Below are 15,101 nucleotides of genomic sequence, written 5' to 3'. Positions count from 1 at the left end.
CGCAATCGCTGTGAAAAGGTCAGCCCGCCAACCCAGATTCAGGTATCAGCTGTTATCGGTCTTGACCATCACGGGCTTGAATTCGGCGGCCACAGGCGTTCCGCGGCGCGGACCCTGCGGCTTTTCGGCCATGCTCATGATCGCATAGGCGAATTGCACCCCTGCGAAGACGATCCCGTTCATGAACCAGATCATGCCAAGCGCGATCAAGCCCATTTCCGAGCTTGTGATCAGATGGCGCAAATTTGCGACGTTCAGGGCCAGAAGAACACCGACAAACACCGCCGAAATCACGAACCCCCAGGCAACCTGAGTGATATACAGCCGGATCAGTTTGGGCATGGCGACTCTCCTTGCGCTATGACATTCAGTTTAGCGCATGTAAGTCCCGCGTAAAGGCGTCAGAACGCCTCGGGCTGGGCCTCGCGCGCCATGTGATCCAGCACGGCGTTGACGAATTTCGGCTCCTTGCCTTCGGGAAAAAAGGCGCGCGCCACGTCAACGAATTCGGTGATGACCACCTTGGGCGGCGTGTCGCTTTGGGTCAGTTCCGCCCCCGCCGCACGGAAAGTTGCGCGCAGGGTCGGGTCGATGCGCGCGATGGGCCATTTGGCGACCAGCGCACGGTCAGTCATCTGGTCAATCGGGGCCTGATAGTTCACCGCGTCCTCGACCAGTTTGCGGAAGACGCGGGTATCGCCGTCCAGCATTTCCTCGCCCTCATAGACAGCACCAAACCGGTGATCCAGAAACTCGTTCACAACCTGTTCGGTCGTCTGGCCCGACTGCTCCATCTGGAACAGCGCCTGCACGGCGTAGAGCCGGGCGGCAGATTTCATCAGGCGTTTCTGGTTGGCCGGTTTCGGCGCGTCTGTCTGGGTCATGCTGTCGTGGGTCCGTTGCTGTCGCCCGCCACAAGGATGGACTCGGACGGGGGCTTGAAGCCGACGCCCTTTTTCGAAGCGCCCCACTTACGGCTGAGCGCGATCAGATGCAAGGCCGCAGCGGCTGCTCCGCCACCTTTATTCATCTTTTCGGGATTTGCGCGAACTTCGGCCTGATCGTCATTTTCGACGGTCAGGATGCCATTGCCGATCAGCAGACCCTGAAGGCCCATCAACTGAATGGCGCGACTGGAATCGTTGCAGACGGTTTCATAATGCGTGGTCTCACCGCGAATAACACAGCCCAGCGCAACATAGCCGTCGTAGTTACACTGACGGTCGGCCATGGCGATGGCAGTGGGGATTTCCAGCGCGCCGGGGACTTCGACCACATCGCAGGTACCGCCAGCGGCTTCGATTTCGGCCTTGGCACCGGCGACCATGTTATCGGCGACGGCGCGATAAAACGGGGCCACAACCAGCAGCAGTTTCACCGGCTTGTCGAAGGTCGGGGTCGGCAGAACGCCGTGTTTGTCTTGTTCAGCCACGATCAGTCTTCCTTGAGAATGGAGCGGGTCCCGACGATGGACAAGCCAAACGCGTCGAGCCCCAGATATACGGTTTCCGGCGAGTCGGTCAGCAGCACCAGTTCCTGAATACCCATCTTGGACAAGATCTGTGCGCCGAGGCCGGTTTGCTTGATGGTACGGGGGCCTTCGTCTTCGGCCGCATACAGCGAGTTGCGCGGCTGGCGGAACAGGCAAACCACACCGCGTCCTTCTTCGGCGATCTTTTCCATCGCGCGTGGCAATTCGCGTGACGACTTGGGACCAAGGCCCAGAATGTCTGGCGCCTCGTGCAGGGCGTGGGTGCGGGTCAGGACCGGCTCGGGCGTGGTGATATCACCCTTGATCATCACGACGTGTTCAATGCCGTGAGTCTGGTCGGTGAACAGACGCATCTCCCACTCGCCACCGTATTCCGACGTCACGGTCTCGCGCGAGGTTTCCACCACCAGGTTGTCATTGCGCGAGCGGTAGGTGATCAGGTCGCTGATCGTGCCGATCTTCATGTCATGCTCTTTGGCGAACTCCACCAGATCGGGCAGACGCGCCATGGTACCATCGGCCTTCATGATCTCACAGATCACGCCCGACGGGTTCAGCCCGGCCAGACGCGAGATATCCACGGCGGCCTCGGTATGGCCCGCACGCACCAGCACCCCGCCCCGCTTGGCGCGCAGGGGGAAGATGTGTCCAGGGGTGGCGATATGTGCCATCGTGTTCTGTTCGTTGATCGCAGTCGCCACGGTCAGGGCACGGTCGGCGGCGGAGATACCGGTCGATACGCCTTCGCGTGCTTCGATCGACACAGTGAATGCGGTTTCGTGGCGGGACGAGTTGTTCACGGCCATCATCGGCAAGCCCAGCGCATCCACACGTTCGGCAGTCATCGGCAGGCAGATAAGCCCGCGCCCGTGGGTGGCCATGAAGTTGATCGCCTCGGCATCCGCAAACTCGGCGGCGATGACCAGATCGCCCTCATTCTCACGGTCTTCGTGGTCGACCAGAATATACATCCGGCCTTTACGCGCCTCTTCGATGATCTCTTCGATCGGGCTGATCGCTTCACGCAATTGCGCTTCGACGGGTCCGGGGGTTTCAAAGCTCATGAGGCAGCCTTTCGCAGAGCATGTTTGAACGGGTGGATAGACCACGACGCGCCCAAAGGCCAGCCCGCAGACGGCAAGGCCCGGTCAGGACGCGACGTTGCAGCGCAACTCAGGACATCTCGGCCAGACGCGCGACGTAGCGGGCCAGCGTGTCGATCTCAAGGTTCACCTTGTCACCGACCGAGACATCCCCCCAGGTCGTGACCTCTTTGGTGTGCGGGATGAAGTTGATCCCAAAATCACAGCCATCCACATCGTTAACGGTCAGAGAGGTGCCGTTCAGCGCAACCGATCCCTTGGGAGCAATGAACCGCGCCAGTTCCTTGGGCGCGCGCAGGGTAACACGCGTGCTGTCACCTTCGTCCTGCACGGCGACCACTTCGGCCACGCCGTCCACGTGACCCGACACGATATGCCCGCCCAGCTCATCACCAACCTTCAGGGCGCGTTCCAGATTGACACGCTTGCCGACAGTCCAGTTGTCGAGATTGGTTTTCGATACCGTCTCGGCGCTGATCTGAACGTCATACCAGTCATCGCCCAGCGCGATCACGGTCAGGCAGACACCATCGCTGGCGATTGAGGCGCCGATATCGATGCCCGCCGTGTCATAATCCGTCTTGATCCGGGCCCGCAGATCGCCCTGTTGATCCAGTTCGGTGACGGTGCCCACATCGGTGACGATCCCTGTAAACATTCCGCTAACCCTTATTCCTGACCTGGTTCAATGTTCCCCGCCGAGGTAAGCCCAACCAGCCTTGCGGGCAAGCCCCACCTTGCCGCGAAAACCCGGAACAGGCATAATTTCATCAACAAACGATCAGAGCAGTATTGATGTCACCCCCTGCAACCGCCCCGAAACGCCGTGTCTTCCTGTTTCTGCAGGGGCCGCACGGACCGTTTTTCAGCGGTCTCGGGCGGATGCTGCATTCCACTGGGGCCGAGGTTTGGCGCATCGGCTTCAACGCGGGCGATCAGGTCTTCTGGTTCGACAAGTCCTCTTACATCCCCTTTCGCGATGCCCCCGAACAATGGCCGGACCGGTTGTCAGAGCTCATCGACGATCGGGGTGTCACGGATATCGTCCTCTATGGCGATACACGTCCGGTACATGCCCAGGCCGTTAAGGTTGCACAGGCCAAGGGCATCACCGTCCATGTCTTCGAAGAAGGCTACCTGCGTCCCTGGTGGGTGACGTATGAGCGGTTCGGCTCGAACGGCAACTCGCGCCTGATGTCGCTGGATGTGGGGCAGATGCAGCAGGCACTGGATCAATCCGCCTTGCAGGTGCCACCGCCGCCATCACATTGGGGGGATATGCGGCAGCACATCTTCTATGGTGCGATGTATCACTGGTTCGTGCTGTTCCTGAACCAGAATTACCGCAACTTTCGACGTCACCGGGATCTGCCCGTCTCAAAGGAATTCAGGCTTTATTTCAAACGCTTAGCCCTGATGCCGCTTCATCGGATACAGCGCCGGTGGGCAACGGCGCGGGTACTGGGCAACGGTCACCCCTACCATCTGGTCCTTTTGCAACTGGGGCATGACAGTTCGGTTCAGGCTCATTCGGATTATTCCTGCATGTCCGACTTCCTTGAAGACGTGTTTCAAGACTTCGCCGAAGGCGCCCCGGCGCACCACAGGCTGGTGGTCAAGGAACACCCGCTTGAAAACCACCGCGAGCCCCTGCACCGCCGCGTGCGTCAGATGGCAAAGGCGCATGGCATCGCGGATCGTGTACATTATGTGCCCGGCGGAAAGCTTGCAAAGCTGCTGGATGGTGCCAATTCAGCCGTCACGATCAACTCGACCGCCGGGCAGCAGGTTCTGTGGCGCGGCATCCCACTGCGCATTTTCGGCAGGTCGGTCTATGACAAGCCCGAATTCGTGTCACGCCAGCCGCTGGCTGCGTTTTTTGCCTACCCCATGCCCCCGGACCAAGCTGCCTATCAGAGCTATCGCCAGTTCCTGCTGAAAACCAGCCAACTGCCCGGGGGCTTCTATTCGCACCGCGGTCGGCGGCAATTGCTGCGGAGTGTTGCGGACATGATGCTGGAAGCCAATGACCCCTATCAATCAGTCCTGAGCCACAAAGAGGCGCAGACGCCACAGTTGAAAGTGGTTGAGTGAAATAGGCCTGTTGGCGCTAGAAGTTGTCGTGCGAACCGGATAGCCTGCGCCACACAAAAGACCACACAAAGACGACTGAGGATAACCGGCAGTGCAGCGCTTTCCAATCCGATGGATACGGGGGATATCCCTTGTGGCCGCAATTGGCCTGTTGGCCGCGTGCCAGCTTCCCAAAGCGGGTCCCAACAAGACCGAGATTTTGTCGGGTTCAACAGCGAATGGCGGCAATGCCTTTGTGGTCGAAGTTGATGATCGGGTTACAAGGGCGACGTCTGCCGTCCCCCAATACGGATTTTCAGCCGCCTTCAGCAGCGCGCCGAACCTGACCGCGGATACGGTTCGGGCTGGCGACATTCTGGGGCTGACGATCTGGGAAAACGTTGATGACGGCCTGCTGTCCGGCGAACTCAGCGCAGCCACCTCGCTTGAACAGGTACAGGTGGACAGCGACGGTTTCATCTTTGTGCCTTATGCCGGGCGTATTCGCGCAGCCGGCAACACGCCCGAGCAACTGCGCCAACTGATCACCAGCAAACTGCAGGACCAGACACCCGACCCACAAGTCGAAGTGCGCCGCACCGCAGGCAACGGCTCGACCGTCTCTCTGTCCGGAGAAATCTCTGCGCCGGGCGTGTATCCGATCGAACGGCCCAGCAGAACCTTGCTTGGGATGCTGTCGCAGGCTGGCGGCGTCAATGTTGGCTCAGACATCGCACTAGTGACGCTGATCCGTGGCAACGAGCGGGGGACCGTCTGGTATGATGACCTGTTCCGCAACCCCAGGCTGGATGTTGCGCTGCGCGGCGGCGACCGCATTCTGGTCGAGGCGGACAGCCGGTCTTACATCGCGCTGGGGGCGACAGGCCAATCCCGCGTGGCCTTTGACACACAGGACCTGACCGCGCTTGAGGCCCTGGCGCAGGTAGGCGGGCTGCAATCGTTGTCCTCGGACCCGACCGGTATCTTCGTTCTGCGCAAGGAACGGCAGGACATTGCCCGCTCTGTCATGGGGCGCCAGGATTTGCAGGGCGATCAACGCATGATCTATCTGCTGAACCTCACTGCGCCTAACGGGCTGTTCATCGCAAGGGATTTCGTTATTCGTGACGATGATACGATCTATGTCACCGAAGCACCGTATGCACAGTGGAGCAAGTCGATCTCGCTGATCGCGGGCGGTCTGACGCCGCTTGCCAATGTCACCACACTGACGGGTGGCTGATGCAACCCGACGCAACAGCCGGGACTCAGCGCGCCCGGCTGTATGTTTATAATGGCGGCTTCCTGACCCAGCGCCGTGTGCGGCGTATCCTGAACCTCTCTGGCTATGACATCCGACTGGGTTTTCCCGGCGAAGGGGATGTCGTCGGCGTGTGGGGCAACAGCCCGACGGCCCATCGCGGCTTGAAGATTGCCACCCAACGCGACGCCCCCATCCTACGGGTCGAGGATGCCTTTCTACGGTCTCTGCAACCAGGACGGGCTGGTGAGCCTCCGCTGGGGCTGCTGCTCGACCGGTCCGGCGTGCACTTCGATCCGGCACAGCCTTCCGATCTCGAGACGTTACTGGTCACGCATCCGCTGGACGACACCGCGCTGCTGAATCGGGCCAGATATGGCATCGAACGAGTGCGTGAATTGCACCTGAGCAAGTATTCGGCCGTCGACCCTACTCTGCCTCCCCCCGACCCCGGCTATGTTCTGGTGGTCGATCAGGCGCATGACGACGCCTCGGTAGTTGCCAGCAAGGGCGACTACGCCCGGTTCCGCGAGATGCTGGTCATGGCGCAAGAGGAAAACCCCGGCGCCCGCATTCTGATCAAAACGCATCCGGAAACCGTCGCCGGACATCGAGGCGGGTATTTCTCGGATCAGGATGTGTCCGACAGGGTTTCGTTCATCGACACGCCGATCAGCCCGTGGACCCTGTTGGAAGGCGCGACGGGCGTCTACACTCTGTCCTCACAGTTTGGGTTCGAGGCCATCATGGCCGGGCACAAACCACGGGTCTTTGGCCAGCCATTTTATGCCGGGTGGGGCCTGACACAGGACGAGGAACACTTTCCTCGCCGCCAGCGCAACCTGACCCGGGCGCAGCTGTTTGCGGCGGCAATGATCCTGTACCCTACTTGGTATGACCCATTCAGAGACCAGCTGTGCGAGCTGGAAACCGTTCTGGACACTCTCGAGGCGCAAACGCGCGCGTGGCGGCAGGATCACCAGGGATGGACCGCATCGGGTATGCGCCTGTGGAAGCGCAAGCACCTGCAACAGATGTTCGGGCGTGAGAAGAAAATCCGTTTCACGTTTGAACCGCCGGAGGCATCTGACCGCCCGCATATGGTCTGGGCCAGCCACGCCCGTGGTGCCGAAGACGCGACCCGGATCGAAGACGGGTTTCTGCGGTCCCGTGGGCTAGGCGCCAGTCTGGTGCCGCCCCTGTCGCTGGCGACTGATGATCTGGGTATTTATTACGACCCGACACATCCCAGCAGGCTGGAAGAACTGATCGCCATGCGCGAAACCCTGCGCCCGGATCAGGAGCTGCGGGCTGAACGTCTGGTGGCGCAAATCCTTGCTGGCCAGCTCAGCAAATACAATACCGGAGGCGCAGTCCCCGAACTGCCCCAAGGACACCGCATTCTGGTGCCGGGACAGGTGCATGACGATGCCTCGATCCTGTTGGGCACCACCACGGTGCGCACCAACACTGATCTGCTGCGCACAACCCGCGAAGCGAACCCAAACGCGATCCTGATCTATAAACCGCACCCCGATGTCGAGGCCGGGTTGCGCGAAGGTGAGATAGAAGACGAAAGTCTTGCCGACGTTATCGCCAGCAACACCGATCCGGCCGCCCTGCTGCCTCAGGTGCAGGAGGTCTGGACCATGACCTCTCTTCTTGGGTTTGAAGCCCTGTTGCGCGGGGTCCGCGTCACCACGCTTGGCGCGCCTTTCTATGCTGGCTGGGGTCTGACACAGGATCTGGGAACGGTCCCAGTGCGGCGGGGGGCGCGACCGTCGATGCTGGGATTGGTTCATGCCGCCCTGATCGACTATCCGCGCTATATGGACCCGGCCAGTGGACAACCCTGCCCTGTCGAAGTTGCGGTGCAACGCCTTGCTGAAGGGTTGGAGCGCCAAGGCGGCGCGCGTCTCCGTTTGCTGTCCAAATTGCAGGGCGCGTTTGCCACGCACGCGCATCTGTGGCGTCGTCACTAGCGCAGCGAACGTGCCCAACGATGCAGAACGTCCGGCCCTACGGCACGGGCTTCGATCAACTCGAACCGCGGCGCCGCATCCAGTGTTTCCAGCCCTAGCGATCCGATGGCCGACAACCCCTCGGCCCCGATCGTCAGACCCGCGCTAAACCCCACCAGCTCATCCACAAGATCATCGGCCAGCAAGGACGCAGCGAGCGCCGATCCACCTTCGCAAAATACGCGCGTCAGCCCGGCCTGTCCCAACTGCTGCAGCAGGTCGGCGGCATCAATGTGATGCTCTTCCAAAGCGCAAGGGATCAGACGTGCGCCCAGCCCTTCCCACGCGCGGGCGCGCTCGGGGTCCGGGGACGGGCCATGGCAGAGCCAGACCGGAATCTGCGACGCCGTACGGGCCAGTTGCCCCATCAGCGGAATGTCCAGATGTCGTGAAACGACAACCCGCACCGGCTGCGTTTCAATCCCCAGATCGCGGACCGTCAGCGACGGGTCATCCACACGCGCAGTTCCCGCCCCGACCATCACCGCATCATGACGCGCACGCATGGCGTGGACCGCGCGGCGCGCTTTTGGCCCGGTGATCCACTGGCTATGGCCGGTGGACGTAGCAATACGCCCGTCGAAACTGCTGGCCAGCTTGAGCGTTACGAATGGCCGCCCCTGTTCCGTCTTCAGAAAGAACCCCGCATGGTCCCGCGCAGCCTGTTCAGCCAGAACGCCGGTGGTGACCTCGATCCCCGCCTCGCGCAGCATGGCAAAGCCCTGCCCGGCCACACGCGGATCGCTGTCCTCAATTGCCGAAACCACCCGCGATACGCCGACCTTAATCAGCGCCTCGGCACAAGGGGGGGTCTGACCGTGATGGGAACAGGGTTCCAGCGAGACATAAGCGGTTGCCCCGCGCGCCGCCTCACCGGCCTGCGCCAGCGCCTGGGTTTCGCCATGCGGACGGCCACCTGGCTGGGTCCAGCCGCGCCCGACGATCCGACCGTCGCGTACAATGACGCAGCCCACAGCCGGGTTAGGCCAACACGTGCCCTGACCGCGCTGACCCAATGACAAGGCCAGCGCCATATATCGCTTATCAGTTTCGCTCACTCGTCCGTCGAAGGCTGCGGCGGGCGCAGTTCGTGGACAAACTCCTCGAAATCATCGGCCGCCTGGAAATTCTTGTACACACTTGCAAAACGAACATAGGCCACGGTGTCGATCCGCGCCAGAGCTTCCATAACGATCTCGCCGATCTTGCTGGAGGGGATATCGGTCTCACCCATACTTTCCAGACGGCGCACGATGCCAGAGATCATCTGGTCGATCCGATCCGGTTCAATCGGGCGCTTCTGCATCGAGATCCGGATCGAGCGTTCCAGTTTATCCCGGTCGAAATCTTCCCGTTTTCCATTGGTTTTGATCACCACCAGATCGCGCAGCTGCACGCGTTCATAAGTGGTGAACCGCCCCCCACATGCGGGACAAAACCGGCGTCTGCGGATCGCGACGTGATCCTCTGCCGGGCGTGAATCTTTGACCTGAGTGTCGATATTTCCGCAAAACGGGCAGCGCATCCGCCGTCTCCTCGTCCCTTGTTCGGCCTCTTTTTGTAAGCTATGCGGCTTACTTATCCACAACTATAGGGTAGCCGCTAGGATTTGGGTAGTCGGAATTTTCCACCGCTATATCGTGAATCTATGCGAAATGCGCCGCGACCTTTCGATGGTGCGGCGCGGTGCGGTGTTCGAACAGATAGATGCCTTGCCACGTTCCCAGAACCGGGTGCCCGGACGTAACGGGGATCGACAAGGACACCAGCAATAGCGCGGCCTTGATATGGGCGGGCATGTCGTCCGGACCTTCATAGGTGTGCCGTAGATACGACATCGCCGGGTGATCCGAAGGTGGCACCAGCCGATCAAAAAAAGCGCGCAAATCCGTCTGCACTTCGGGGTCCGCGTTTTCCTGAATGACCAGCGAGCAGGAGGTGTGCCGCACGAACAGTGTCAGCAACCCATCGCCCCCGACCGAGTTCAGCCATTGGTGCACGTCCGGGGTAAACTCGTAAAGGCCTGGACCCTGCGTCGAAATTGTAAACTCGGTCTGCATCAAGGCGGCGGCCTTACATCAGTCGATGAAGGGTCGGACGTTGCACCGGCCATTGGCAGCCGAAACGGACATATTGAAGCCCGGCTGAAATCCTGCCGAAAAAACACCACTGCTTTGCTGCGGAACACCCGCAGGCGGTGTAAGCGAGAACTGTACAGCGGTCCTGCGGCCCGTCGTTTCGCTTGGGCCATAGCCGCGCTTGACATATAAACGCTGCTGCCAGCTGGCCCCCAGCGTTCTGCGGGCAAAGTCAGACGCCGCGCACCAATACCCATCCACATCTGTGCGCCCTCTTGGGATCACTTCAAACTCCGTTTGGCTCATAGCAACAGTCTGATATCCAAATCGAGCGAACGAGGCCGACGCCGTAGAGCACAACACAACCGCCGCAAACGCTGCGCAAGTCATAACCTTTTTCATAATTATACTCTTTCCTATTTCGAGGTAAGTATTGACCTAGTTTACCTTAAATTTTGACAAAGCTGCTTCACGATGAATTCAGCCCGGACGCGATGTGCCGTGAACAGGCGCCAACCAGCCGCGATACCGGATCAACAAACCCAACACTGGCATATCAGCCGACACGTCGAAACAGAAATGCCCTGTTTCGTCCTGCCATTCCACGGTTGAGGATCGCGGAAGTAAAAAAGCGGGACAGCGCAGCCCCATCACGCTGAGACGCCGGATATGGATCAGCAGACGGCCATCAGAGATTTCGGGCACCATCCAAATGGACAGCAAGCCCAATTGTTCACGAACACATTCAGCTCCGTGATCAAAAGTCAGCCGGGATCGCGTGGTGTGACCGTCAAAATCCCGAACCCATTGCCACTCATGTCCGTTACAGTCGATCCTGATCTGCACCGGGATGTCGCCGGCGTCCCGTGGGAAACGCCCAAGACGCAAGGCCCATGCGATCAGCCACCCCCTACCCGCAACAACACTGCATCGTCCGGCGTAAAGGCCCGGGGCCTCGTGCAAGCGCCGAACGGCGACGGGCACATCAACCCCGGAAGGCAGGGATTGAAGAAAGGGATCGGGTTTCACTCAGAACCCCTCGGACAGAAACCGCGCCCTTAGCGCGGCGTCCGGGATCATACAGGTCCGCTTGCGCCCGAAGATCTTGTATCTGTTTCGCGCAATCGAGTGGTAGAGCGGGTTCTTGATCCAACCGGGCAGGAACCTGCAAAGCGACAGAACCGGCCAGCCCCCGGGCAGGCCCTTCATGGCGGCGGCAAAAGCATCCAGACGCTGATGCACTTTGCCGTTAACAATAACCAGGTTGGTTTCGAAATCTCGCGTTGGCAGCCCAAGCTCGCTGTACAACCGTTGCCCCAAGGGCGATTGCGCCGTTGCAAATTTGAAGCGCCGCGCTTTGTCCCGCGCCAGCATGAAGTGAAAGAACCCCGAACACAGGACGCATTCCCCATCAAATACAATGACATCCTGAATGCCCTTGAAGTTTGCGGAAACAAGGCTCGGCATATTGTTCGGGTCCGATAGTTCTTGAACCTGACCCTTTCACTTCCGCCCCAACCCGGCAATGCGACAAGAGGACATCCGGCCAACTACAGCACAGGAAACGTGCCGGGGAGCCACCGGTGGGGGGACATCCAGGGCTCTGCCTCCAATCACTGACAAGGCGCCGACCCGGCAACGCGCGGAACATAAAGAATTTTCACCCTCGGGTCTTGTGTTCATGCGCCAAAACCTTTCGAATTCAAGACAACGGACATTTGCTTTGCTCAGGAGCTTCGTACCCTGCCGATTTGGCTGCAAGTAGATTTGAAAATAGGTTGGATAACGCCTTGGAAGTTGATATCGCACGCATCCAGTTGCTGACCCGGGCGCTTGATCAGCGGACGAATGGCCCCGAAATGTCCGACCGCATCCTTGAAAAATGCAATCTGACACGTTCAAGTATCGCACCACCAGCGACCTCTTATACCGCTCACCAAGAGGCCTTGTTCGTACGCTATGCGTGCGACGCATTGGGGGACATCACGTTTGCTGCCCAGACCGGGCTGCAGTTCAAGTCCACCTCAAGTTTGACCGCTTATATCAGTAAATACTCCCGCGATCTGCGACAGGTCATGGAGAATACGTCGCGCTTTCACAGGATCATCGACCCGGCACTAATGTTCAACTTGCGGCTTGCGGGCAATTTCGCCTCGATCGAAGCCGACTGGAAAGACGCGGGTTTCGCTCGATACCACCGGCGAACCGAGTTTTTGATGTTCGCCGGGCTGTCCCGTATGCGCGCTTTGACACAAACAGATTTCTTTCCTATCGAAATCCGGTTTCAGCACGAAGTAGGTGCAAACCAGAAGAAGTTTCAAAAGCTTGCCGGGTGCCCTGTTTTATTCGGTGCTGAACGGTTGGAAATCGTCATTGCGCCGTCCGCGCTGGACTTACCGGTTCCGACCTATGATCCCAACCTTCGGGCACATCTTCTGGAATATGGAGAACGCGTTTTGGCCGAACGGCACTCGCCCGATCAAAAGCTGCGCGCGCAGGTCGAAGGCCTGATCACCCGATCCATGCCGGGAACGGTTATCAACGCCGACGAAGCCGCGGCAAATCTGGGAATGAGTCCGCGCACCTTTGCCCGGCGTCTCAAGGATGAGGGGGTCAGCTATCGCGATATCGTCGATGACTTGCGTTGCGATCTGGCGCAGACCTTCATCACCAACGGGATGCCCCTGTCCGAAATCGCCTTTTCCCTGGGCTATTCCGATCAGGCTGCGTTTTCCACTGCCTTCAAACGCTGGACCGGTCAGGCACCCAGCACGTTCCGCAGCCGTCTGGATTTTCCGAAAAGCACTTGAAACGAGTGGCCGGGGGTCATCGGTGTTGCCACCTCGCCCCGGCCTGTCCCATGAGTGGACACCAATGATATAAGAAAACACAAGGCTTTAGGCTTGTGAGTTGCCGCCAAATTGATCGTTGAACCGGTCAACGTGAAGGTCTTGGCTGAAAGAAAAAAGGCGCCTCGTCCGAGGCGCCTTTGACTTTACTGATCCAGGAAAGATCGCAGCTTTCGCGACCGGCTGGGGTGCTTGAGCTTGCGCAGCGCCTTCGCCTCGATCTGACGGATACGTTCGCGGGTCACGCTGAACTGCTGGCCGACCTCTTCCAGCGTGTGGTCGGTGTTCATGCCGATACCGAACCGCATCCGCAGAACCCGCTCCTCACGCGGGGTAAGCGAGGCCAGAACCCTAGTCGTGGTTTCCTTGAGGTTCTCCTGAATGGCGCTGTCCAGAGGCAGAACGGCATTCTTGTCCTCGATGAAATCACCCAACTGGCTGTCTTCCTCGTCACCAATCGGTGTTTCGAGGCTGATCGGCTCCTTGGCGATTTTCATCACCTTGCGCACCTTCTCAAGCGGCATCTGCAGCTTTTCGGCCAGTTCTTCCGGCGTCGGCTCGCGGCCGATCTCGTGCAGCATCTGACGACCGGTCCGGACCAGCTTGTTGATCGTTTCGATCATGTGAACCGGGATACGGATGGTGCGCGCCTGATCCGCGATCGAGCGCGTGATCGCCTGACGAATCCACCACGTTGCATAGGTCGAGAACTTGTAGCCGCGACGGTATTCGAACTTGTCCACCGCCTTCATCAGGCCGATGTTACCTTCTTGAATAAGATCAAGGAATTGCAGGCCACGGTTCGTGTACTTTTTGGCGATCGAGATCACCAGACGCAGGTTGGCTTCGACCATTTCCTTCTTGGCCTGACGGGCTTCTTTCTCACCCTTCTGAACCTGCTGCACGATGCGGCGGAATTCGCTGATGTCCAGACCGACATACTGACCGACCTGAGCCATGTCGTTGCGCAGTTCCTCGACCTTGGCGGTCGAGCGTTCGATGAACATCTGCCAGCCCCGGCCCGGCTTTTCGGCCATTTCGGCCAACCAGTTCGGGTCCAGCTCGCGACCACGATAGGCGTCAATAAACTCACGACGGTTGATACGGGCCTGGTCGGCCAGTTTCACCATCGCACTGTCCAGCGACATGATTCGGCGGTTGATGCCATACAACTGGTCGATCAGAGCTTCGATCCGGTTGTTGTGCAGGTGCAGACCATTCACCAGTTCAACGATCTCGGCGCGCAGCTTCTGATAGGTCTCTTCGTCCTTTTCGCTGAACGAGCCATCTTCGTTCAAGGTGGCCGAGATCCGGCTGTCCTGCATTTCCGACAGCATCGAGAAGTCGGTCGAGATGCGCTCCAGCGTGGTCAGAACCTGATCCTTCAGGGCCGCTTCCATCGCGGCCAGCGACATGTTGGCCTGATCGTCGTCGTCGTCATCATCGTCGTTGTTCAGCGGGTTGCCGTCGGCATCCAGCTCGGGGCCGGCGTCTTTGGCTGGCTTTGCCGCCTGTACGTTCGAGGTGTCTACAACCGGCTCTTCGACATCGCCGTCTTCGTCCATCTGGTTGCCGAACGTGGCCTCCAGATCGATGACGTCGCGCAGCAGAATGTCTTCGGACAGCAATTCGTCGTGCCAGATGGTGATCGCCTGGAAGGTCAGCGGGCTTTCGCACAGCCCTGCGATCATCGTGTTGCGCCCGGCTTCGATCCGCTTGGCGATGGCAATCTCGCCCTCGCGGCTCAGCAGTTCGACCGAACCCATCTCGCGCAGGTACATGCGGACGGGGTCGTCGGTGCGATCCAACTTTTCGGTGGCGGCCCCAGCCAGCGCAACCTCGCGGTTGCTTTCGGTGGTGGTCAGTTCGGTCGAGCCTTTGTTCTCTTCCTCTTCGGCCTCTTCATCTTCGATGATGTTGATGCCCATCTCGGACAGCATCGACATAACGTCTTCGATCTGTTCCGAGCTGACCTGATCCGGCGGCAGAACCTGATTGAGCTGGTCGTAGGTGATGTAGCCTTTCTCGCGGGCCTCGGCGATCATCTTCTTGACCTGGGCCTGGCTCATGTCCAGCGAGATTTCCTGTTCCTGCTCTTCGGATTTGCGATCTTCGGTCGTGTCTTTGGCGGCCATTCAATGCTCCTGCAGGGATGGGTGATTCGTTTGTACCGAATCATTAGCGCGTAGAAGTGATTCGGCCACCCGTTTACCTGTTTTTCTTT

15 protein-coding genes are annotated in these 15,101 nt (G+C 59.5%); 4 read left to right on the top strand and 11 right to left on the bottom strand.

What is annotated here, in order from left to right:
• Nucleotides 1-45: 45 nt before the first annotated feature.
• From GOX63_RS00295 to GOX63_RS00275, 5 genes are all read right to left on the bottom strand, one after another.
• The gene (locus tag GOX63_RS00295; RefSeq protein ID WP_170324488.1) at nucleotides 46-342 is read right to left on the bottom strand and encodes a hypothetical protein; all 297 of its coding nucleotides are present in this window, start codon (nucleotides 340-342) and stop codon (nucleotides 46-48) included.
• Between the two features lie 59 nt (nucleotides 343-401).
• Nucleotides 402-884 (bottom strand): transcription antitermination factor NusB, encoded by a 483-nt coding sequence (gene nusB / locus GOX63_RS00290; protein ID WP_170324487.1) that lies wholly within the window; start codon nucleotides 882-884, stop codon nucleotides 402-404.
• Complete coding sequence (locus tag GOX63_RS00285; protein ID WP_170324486.1) at nucleotides 881-1,432, bottom strand: 6,7-dimethyl-8-ribityllumazine synthase; 552 nt, start codon at nucleotides 1,430-1,432, stop codon at nucleotides 881-883. Before GOX63_RS00285 ends, nusB begins: the two co-directional genes overlap by 4 nt.
• A gap of 2 nt (nucleotides 1,433-1,434) precedes the next feature.
• Complete coding sequence (ribB, locus tag GOX63_RS00280; protein WP_170324485.1) at nucleotides 1,435-2,556, bottom strand: 3,4-dihydroxy-2-butanone-4-phosphate synthase; 1,122 nt, start codon at nucleotides 2,554-2,556, stop codon at nucleotides 1,435-1,437.
• A gap of 109 nt (nucleotides 2,557-2,665) precedes the next feature.
• Complete coding sequence (locus GOX63_RS00275; RefSeq protein WP_170324484.1) at nucleotides 2,666-3,253, bottom strand: riboflavin synthase; 588 nt, start codon at nucleotides 3,251-3,253, stop codon at nucleotides 2,666-2,668.
• A gap of 137 nt (nucleotides 3,254-3,390) precedes the next feature.
• Here GOX63_RS00275 and GOX63_RS00270 point away from each other — a divergent pair, with 137 nt between their 5' ends.
• The 3 genes from GOX63_RS00270 to GOX63_RS00260 all read left to right on the top strand — a co-directional run bounded on the left by GOX63_RS00270 (nucleotide 3,391) and on the right by GOX63_RS00260 (nucleotide 7,911).
• Nucleotides 3,391-4,689, top strand: coding sequence for a capsule biosynthesis protein (locus tag GOX63_RS00270; protein WP_170544440.1), 1,299 nt, complete (start codon nucleotides 3,391-3,393; stop codon nucleotides 4,687-4,689).
• A gap of 91 nt (nucleotides 4,690-4,780) precedes the next feature.
• On the top strand, nucleotides 4,781-5,911 hold the full coding sequence (locus GOX63_RS00265) for a polysaccharide biosynthesis/export family protein (protein ID WP_170324482.1): 1,131 nt from the start codon (nucleotides 4,781-4,783) through the stop codon (nucleotides 5,909-5,911).
• Complete coding sequence (locus GOX63_RS00260) at nucleotides 5,911-7,911, top strand: capsular polysaccharide biosynthesis protein (RefSeq protein WP_170324481.1); 2,001 nt, start codon at nucleotides 5,911-5,913, stop codon at nucleotides 7,909-7,911. The genes GOX63_RS00265 and GOX63_RS00260 overlap by 1 nt, the downstream gene beginning before the upstream one ends.
• Here the strand turns inward: GOX63_RS00260 and ribD are convergent.
• From ribD to GOX63_RS00235, 5 genes are all read right to left on the bottom strand, one after another.
• Nucleotides 7,908-9,008: a bifunctional diaminohydroxyphosphoribosylaminopyrimidine deaminase/5-amino-6-(5-phosphoribosylamino)uracil reductase RibD gene (gene ribD / locus GOX63_RS00255; RefSeq protein WP_170324480.1), complete on the bottom strand. Its 1,101-nt coding sequence runs from the start codon at nucleotides 9,006-9,008 to the stop codon at nucleotides 7,908-7,910. The genes GOX63_RS00260 and ribD overlap by 4 nt on opposite strands.
• Entirely contained in the window at nucleotides 9,005-9,475 is a 471-nt protein-coding gene (gene nrdR, locus GOX63_RS00250; protein WP_170324479.1) for a transcriptional regulator NrdR, read from the bottom strand. The genes ribD and nrdR overlap by 4 nt, the downstream gene beginning before the upstream one ends.
• A gap of 121 nt (nucleotides 9,476-9,596) precedes the next feature.
• Entirely contained in the window at nucleotides 9,597-10,010 is a 414-nt protein-coding gene (locus GOX63_RS00245; protein ID WP_170544438.1) for a secondary thiamine-phosphate synthase enzyme YjbQ, read from the bottom strand.
• A 498-nt stretch (nucleotides 10,011-10,508) separates the two neighbouring features.
• Nucleotides 10,509-11,057 carry a DUF4166 domain-containing protein gene (locus tag GOX63_RS00240; RefSeq protein WP_367646676.1) on the bottom strand — a complete coding sequence of 183 codons (549 nt, stop codon included), beginning with the start codon at nucleotides 11,055-11,057 and terminating at the stop codon, nucleotides 10,509-10,511.
• Nucleotides 11,058-11,495, bottom strand: a complete 438-nt coding sequence (locus GOX63_RS00235) for a thiol-disulfide oxidoreductase DCC family protein (protein ID WP_170324477.1) — start codon at nucleotides 11,493-11,495, stop codon at nucleotides 11,058-11,060.
• A 323-nt stretch (nucleotides 11,496-11,818) separates the two neighbouring features.
• Between GOX63_RS00235 and GOX63_RS00230 the strand changes: the two genes are divergently transcribed.
• Nucleotides 11,819-12,838 (top strand): helix-turn-helix domain-containing protein, encoded by a 1,020-nt coding sequence (locus tag GOX63_RS00230; RefSeq protein WP_170324476.1) that lies wholly within the window; start codon nucleotides 11,819-11,821, stop codon nucleotides 12,836-12,838.
• Nucleotides 12,839-13,023: 185 nt separating this feature from the next.
• Here GOX63_RS00230 and rpoD read toward each other — a convergent pair whose 3' ends face one another.
• Entirely contained in the window at nucleotides 13,024-15,012 is a 1,989-nt protein-coding gene (gene rpoD / locus GOX63_RS00225; RefSeq protein WP_170324475.1) for an RNA polymerase sigma factor RpoD, read from the bottom strand.
• Between the last annotated feature and the right edge of the window lie 89 nt (nucleotides 15,013-15,101).

The organism is Ruegeria arenilitoris (genome assembly GCF_013031355.1).
Taxonomy (GTDB): domain Bacteria; phylum Pseudomonadota; class Alphaproteobacteria; order Rhodobacterales; family Rhodobacteraceae; genus Ruegeria; species Ruegeria arenilitoris_C.
The sequence above is the reverse complement of the archived record's forward strand: the minus strand, read 5'-3'. Positions and strand labels throughout refer to the sequence as shown.

Coding starts and splice junctions, on each gene's coding strand:
- GOX63_RS00260 (WP_170324481.1), top strand. CDS start 5,911: ATGCAACCCGACGCAACAGCCGGGACTCAGCGCGCCCGGCTGTATGTT.
- rpoD (WP_170324475.1), bottom strand. CDS start 15,012: ATGGCCGCCAAAGACACGACCGAAGATCGCAAATCCGAAGAGCAGGAA.
- GOX63_RS00270 (WP_170544440.1), top strand. CDS start 3,391: ATGTCACCCCCTGCAACCGCCCCGAAACGCCGTGTCTTCCTGTTTCTG.
- nrdR (WP_170324479.1), bottom strand. CDS start 9,475: ATGCGCTGCCCGTTTTGCGGAAATATCGACACTCAGGTCAAAGATTCA.
- GOX63_RS00275 (WP_170324484.1), bottom strand. CDS start 3,253: ATGTTTACAGGGATCGTCACCGATGTGGGCACCGTCACCGAACTGGAT.
- ribB (WP_170324485.1), bottom strand. CDS start 2,556: ATGAGCTTTGAAACCCCCGGACCCGTCGAAGCGCAATTGCGTGAAGCG.
- GOX63_RS00245 (WP_170544438.1), bottom strand. CDS start 10,010: ATGCAGACCGAGTTTACAATTTCGACGCAGGGTCCAGGCCTTTACGAG.
- GOX63_RS00295 (WP_170324488.1), bottom strand. CDS start 342: ATGCCCAAACTGATCCGGCTGTATATCACTCAGGTTGCCTGGGGGTTC.
- GOX63_RS00235 (WP_170324477.1), bottom strand. CDS start 11,495: ATGCCGAGCCTTGTTTCCGCAAACTTCAAGGGCATTCAGGATGTCATT.
- nusB (WP_170324487.1), bottom strand. CDS start 884: ATGACCCAGACAGACGCGCCGAAACCGGCCAACCAGAAACGCCTGATG.